Genomic DNA, 4,865 nt, shown 5'->3' with positions numbered 1-4,865 from the left:
CGCTCGGCCGCCGCGCGGAGCGTGGCGGGCCGGGGGCGGGTGCAGCCGCAACGCGTGCCCACCCGGGCGCCGCACTCAGCCGCCCGCTGAGCAGCTCCGGCGCGGCACCACCACCAGCCCTCTGGGCCGCACCGCGTCTGCTCGACCGGCCGCTGCGGCAGGTTGCGGCTGCCGGCACGACCCGCCGGGCGTCCCCGTGGACACCGCCCCTACCCCCTGTCTCGCGGGGCGCAGGTGGTGGGCGGGTGGAGCGGGCCGCACCGGCGGTCAGCCGCCCAGCGGCGCTCCGACGCCTGCCATGAACGCGACGGGGTCCACGGAGTTGCCGAAGCTCAGGCTCTGGCCAGGAGCGACGCCCCGGTGCACCTCATAGTGCAGGTGCGGCCCGGAGGAGTTCCCGGAGCTGCCGCTGAGGCCGAGGACCTCACCAGCTGCGACCCTCTGCCCGACCCGGACGAAGGGCTGATGGATCATGTGGCAGTAGCGGGTGGCGATGTTGCCGGCGTGGCGGACGTCGACGTACCAGCCACATCCGCCGAGGCCGGGGTATCCGTCGGTGTCGCAGCCGTGCCAGGCCGGGGCGTTGCACTTGCTTGTCGACACGACGCCGGCGGCGGCTGCCCGGATGGGCGTCTCCTTCGCGGCACCGAGGTCGACGCCGGCATGCCTGTGGTCGCCCCGGTCCTGGCCCCACGGTGCGACCACGCCAGCCCGCACCGGCTGCACCCAGCCGCCCGGACCGACCGGGACGGGTTCGAAGGCGCCCGGCCCGCACGGCGCACCCGGTGCTCCCCCACCCAGGTCGTCGATGCTGCCGACCTTCAGGATGGTGGCGGCCAGGACGTTGGCGTCGTTCTCCCACTGCTGGTAGGCCTCGGGAGTGCCGGAGCGCTGGACGGCCTGGGCGGCGTCGGTCAGCCGCATGCCCTGCCAGCCCTCGACCTTCAGCAGCGCCGTGTAGAACTTGCCGGCGGCGTACCGGGGGTCGGTCAGTTGTGCCACGGTTCCCCAGCCCTGGCTGGGACGCTGCTGGAAGAGGCCCACGGAGTCGCGGTCCCCGTAGTTGAGGTTGCGCAGCGTGGACTCCTGCATGGCGGTGGCCAGGGCGATCACCAGGCCACGGGCCGGCACCTTCATCTCTTGGCCGACCGCGACGATGATCGCGGCGTTGGCAACCTGGCTCTCATTCCAGGTGGTGGTGCCCTCGCTGCCTCCGGAGGGCACCGAAACGGGGATCGGCCCGCACGGCGAGGCGCTGGCCGCGCCGCCCATCAGGAACAGCGGCAACCCGATGACGCAGCCAGCCAGCAGCAGGATTACCGCGACGACCGCGCCGACGAGACCTTTCGTCTTCTGGTCGGTCACTGCCCGGCCCGTTTGAAGTCGTTGCCGGTGACCAGCCAGCGGCCCTTGATATCGGCGACACTCACCAGCAGCGTCCCGCGATCCGTGGGGATCGCGAACTGCCCGCCGCCGTCGCGGACGGGGTAGGTCGCCCTGGGCGGGCCGGTGATGCGGGACGCGGGCAGGTTGGCCGGTTCGACGGTGCGCAACTGCTCGGCGAACCGCGGGACACACAACTGCCTGACGCCTTCGAGCCAGCCTGCCGCGTCGAGCCCCGGCCGGGCCCACGCGGCGGCGAAGGCGGCAGCGGCGGGCGCCGCCTTGGCGACCGGCGCTGTGGGGCCCTCGTCGTCCTCGTCGTCACGGCCGAGGGCCTCCGGTGGTGTGGCGCTGGCGACCGTTCCGGCGACGGCCGGTGCGGGTCCACCATTTCGCGGCACCTCGCCGCCGGCCGGCCCGGATCGGAAACAGCCGGACAGCGTCACGAGCAGCGTCGGTATGGCGACAGTGAAAACCGCCACCCGTACGGCGAGTCCATAATGCACGGATCCGCCTTCTTCCTTATTCATAGCCGCATTACCCCCGTGCTGCCCGCTTGCTTCGTATCCACTGTGAGCCGTCTGATCAGGAGTCAGCTCTGCACGTCACGATGTGGATTCACCATATCGATAGCCGTGCAGCCGGGTGCTACTGTCTGCCGCGAAGGTACGTCAGGTACGGGGGAAATCACATGCACGGTCGAGCGCAGGGCGATTCTTGACGTGCCCTCGGTCAATGCGCAGATTCGTACGCGGTACGACACACTGCCAGGTCTCTCGGCCGTACCGGTGCCACCGCAGGCTGTTGCCAACGGGTGGCCTCCGGTGTGGTGGGTCGGCTGCCACGGCGGCAGCGGTGCCACCACGCTCGCGACGTTGACCCAGATCGGCTACGACTACGGGCCCGTGTGGCCGCAGTTGCCGCCGAACTCTCCGATGATCAACGTCGTGCTGGTCTGTCGAGCCAGCGCCGCCGGAACGTTGGCGGCGGCCGGTGCGGTGGAGCAGTGGCGTCGGCGAGCCATCCCGGTGCACGCCCAGGTGCGGGGAGTCGTCGCGGTCGCCGCGTCGCCGCGCCGACCGCCCAAGATCGTCAACGAGCGTCTGCAACTGCTGGCCGGCTGGGCACCGAATGTCTGGCGCGTCGGCTGGCAGGAGGTTCTGCTGGCCGCCGACAAGCCCGTCGATCTGGGCGTCCCCCCACCCGACATCGCCGCGCTACGCGATTCCATCGTGGAAGCTGTCTCGATCTAGGAGAAGGATTCATGTCGTTGTTGCTGCAACTGCACGACGCGGTCACCAGCGTGCAGGACGCTGCGACCGGTGTCATCGCCGCACCGAACCCGGGCAACGTCGCACCCCCCGGCTCGGACAAGATCCTGACGATCCTTGGTTGGGTGAAGTGGCTCGTCACGGCCGTCGCCGTTGGCGGCGCCATGTTCATCGGCGCCAAGATGGCGATCGCCCACCGCCGTGGCGACGACACCAACACCTCTGCGCTGGGCTGGTGGCTGGCCGGTTGTGTGCTACTCGGCGTGGGGCCTCAGTTGGTCGACGCGCTGACCTGAGCACGGCGATCACCGGGGGGGAAGAACCGCCATGCGTTCGAAGAACTACCAGGCTGACTACGCAGAGGAACCGTCGCCGTGGACGCGGCCGGGCTTCGTGCTGGCCGCGGCGCTGCTGCTGGTGATCGTCGCACTCGGGGTCGTCGTCGCCGTTCGGTCCGGCGACGACGCCGAGCCCAGCTCGGTGGCACCCACGGTGTCCGCGGAGAGCGCGACGCCGCAGCCGGAAGCCACGGGCAAGCTGCCCACGGCGGTCCCGGTGACCGCGCCAACGGGCGTCACCTGGCAGGTCGTCCGTGGCACCGCGTTGCCGTTCAGCGACCGGGCCGGGCCCCGGGAGCGCAGCGACAAGCAGGCCAAGGGCTTCGCACGCACGCCCGAGGGCGCGCTGATCGCCGCCGCGCAGCTGGTCAGCCGGGTGGGTGCCGCCGCCGGCCGGGCCTCGTGGGAACCGACCCTGACCCAGCAGTTCCTGCCCAGCACCGACCGGGACACACTGCAGGCAGCGCTCGCGGCGGAGCCGGAGCAACCGGCGCAACCGGGCGATCTCGCGCCGCTGGCGGGCTACCTGTACCTGACCTACACGCCGGACACCGCGGTGATCGGACTGGCCTACCGGTCGGTCAACGGCACCACCGCACGGTGGTTCATCGTCACGACCACGCTCCAGTGGCGCGACGGTGACTGGAAGATGGTGGCGCCGCCCGGCGGCGCCTGGACCTCGTTGAGCCGCACCGTTACCGACCTGAACGGCGTCGTGGAATGGGGGGCCCGCTGATGTGCAATCCGATCACGCAAGCCGACTGCAGCCTCGCGGACGCGGCCGGGGACCTTGTCGGCGGCGTCACCACCTCGTTCGCGGACTCCATGCTCGAGGGCCTCGCCAAGGCCATGGGCGAAACCGCGGCCTGGGCCTTGAAGACGCTGATAGCCGGCTGGATCGCGGTGCCGTCCCCGGTCCTCACCGGGGGAGCCGTCGATCGACTGCGCGAGTACACCTACTGGATCACCGGTGCCGTCGCAGTGTTCTCACTGCTCATCGCGGCCGGGCGAATCCTGTTGGAGCGCAACGCGAAGGCCGCCACCGACGCCGGACGCGGCCTGGTGCAGCTGACGCTCATCAGCGCTGCGGGCGTACCGACGGTCGCGCTCCTCAGCGAGTTCGGCGACGGTTACTCCAAGTGGATCGTGGACGCCTCGACCGGCGGCGATCTCGGCGAACGCCTGGTGATGTTCGCGCCCGCTGCCGGCGTGGCCGCCTTCAACGGCCTCACGTCCATCGCGCTGATCGCCATCGCGTTCATGCTTCTGCTCATCTCGTTCGCGCAGATCCTGCTGAGCATCGGCATCGCCGCGATCAAGGTGCTGCTGTGCGGCCTGATGCCTCTGGCCGCGGCGGCGGCGATGACCGGCACCGGACGCGCGATGCTGGCGCGCTACATGAGCTGGCTGATGGCGGCGCTGCTCTACAAGCCGGCCGCGGCGACCGTCTACGCGGCCGCGTTCTGGATGATCGGTGACGGCAAGGACCTCACCACCGTGCTGACCGGCATCGTGCTGATGTGCATGGGCATCGTGGCGATGCCGGCCCTGCTCAAGTTGCTGGCCCCGGCGACCAGCCAGATCGCCATGGGCGGCGGCGGAGGAGGGGGCCTGGCGGCCTCCGGAGCCATCGCCAACGGCGCCATGCTGCTGAACTCCACCCGCGGTGGCGGCGGTGGCGGTGGTGGCGGCGGTGGCGGCGGTGGCGGCGGTGGACAGAGTGCTCCCGTACGCCCCTCCGGCTCCGGGCCCGGTCCCACCGCCGCACCCGCACCGACCGGCGGTGGGCTACCCGCCGGCGGGCCGGCGATGGCCGGAGGTGGCGGTGCCGCGGCCGGCGGAGGTGCGGCAGCCGGCGGGGGTGCCGCAGCCG

The 4,865-nt window shown here is 71.3% G+C and carries 6 protein-coding genes; 4 read left to right on the top strand and 2 right to left on the bottom strand.

The genetic code is table 11. The annotated features are described in order from the left end of the window. Positions 1-267: 267 nt before the first annotated feature. Positions 268-1,365: a M23 family metallopeptidase gene (locus tag B0E54_RS32015; protein WP_234591579.1), complete on the bottom strand. Its 1,098-nt coding sequence runs from the start codon at positions 1,363-1,365 to the stop codon at positions 268-270. Further along, positions 1,362-1,889, bottom strand: coding sequence for a hypothetical protein (locus B0E54_RS32010; protein WP_234591578.1), 528 nt, complete (start codon positions 1,887-1,889; stop codon positions 1,362-1,364). The genes B0E54_RS32015 and B0E54_RS32010 overlap by 4 nt, the downstream gene beginning before the upstream one ends. A gap of 318 nt (positions 1,890-2,207) precedes the next feature. Between B0E54_RS32010 and B0E54_RS32005 the strand changes: the two genes are divergently transcribed. The 4 genes from B0E54_RS32005 to B0E54_RS31990 form a co-directional block, all read left to right on the top strand. After that, positions 2,208-2,636 carry a hypothetical protein gene (locus B0E54_RS32005; RefSeq protein ID WP_234591576.1) on the top strand — a complete coding sequence of 143 codons (429 nt, stop codon included), beginning with the start codon at positions 2,208-2,210 and terminating at the stop codon, positions 2,634-2,636. A gap of 11 nt (positions 2,637-2,647) precedes the next feature. Further along, a complete protein-coding gene (locus B0E54_RS32000; protein ID WP_234591575.1) occupies positions 2,648-2,950 on the top strand; it encodes a hypothetical protein in 303 nt (100 codons plus the stop codon). A gap of 31 nt (positions 2,951-2,981) precedes the next feature. Continuing rightward, a complete protein-coding gene (locus tag B0E54_RS31995) occupies positions 2,982-3,728 on the top strand; it encodes a hypothetical protein (RefSeq protein ID WP_234591574.1) in 747 nt (248 codons plus the stop codon). Continuing rightward, positions 3,728-4,865: hypothetical protein (locus tag B0E54_RS31990; protein ID WP_234591573.1), on the top strand; the 1,138-nt coding region annotated here is incomplete at its 3' end. The genes B0E54_RS31995 and B0E54_RS31990, both read left to right, overlap by 1 nt.

Source organism: Micromonospora sp. MH99, from assembly GCF_021442385.1.
In the GTDB taxonomy this organism is placed as follows: Bacteria; Actinomycetota; Actinomycetes; order Mycobacteriales; family Micromonosporaceae; genus Micromonospora.
Note: the sequence above shows the minus strand (reverse complement) of the source record. Positions and strands in the feature narration are given on the sequence as shown.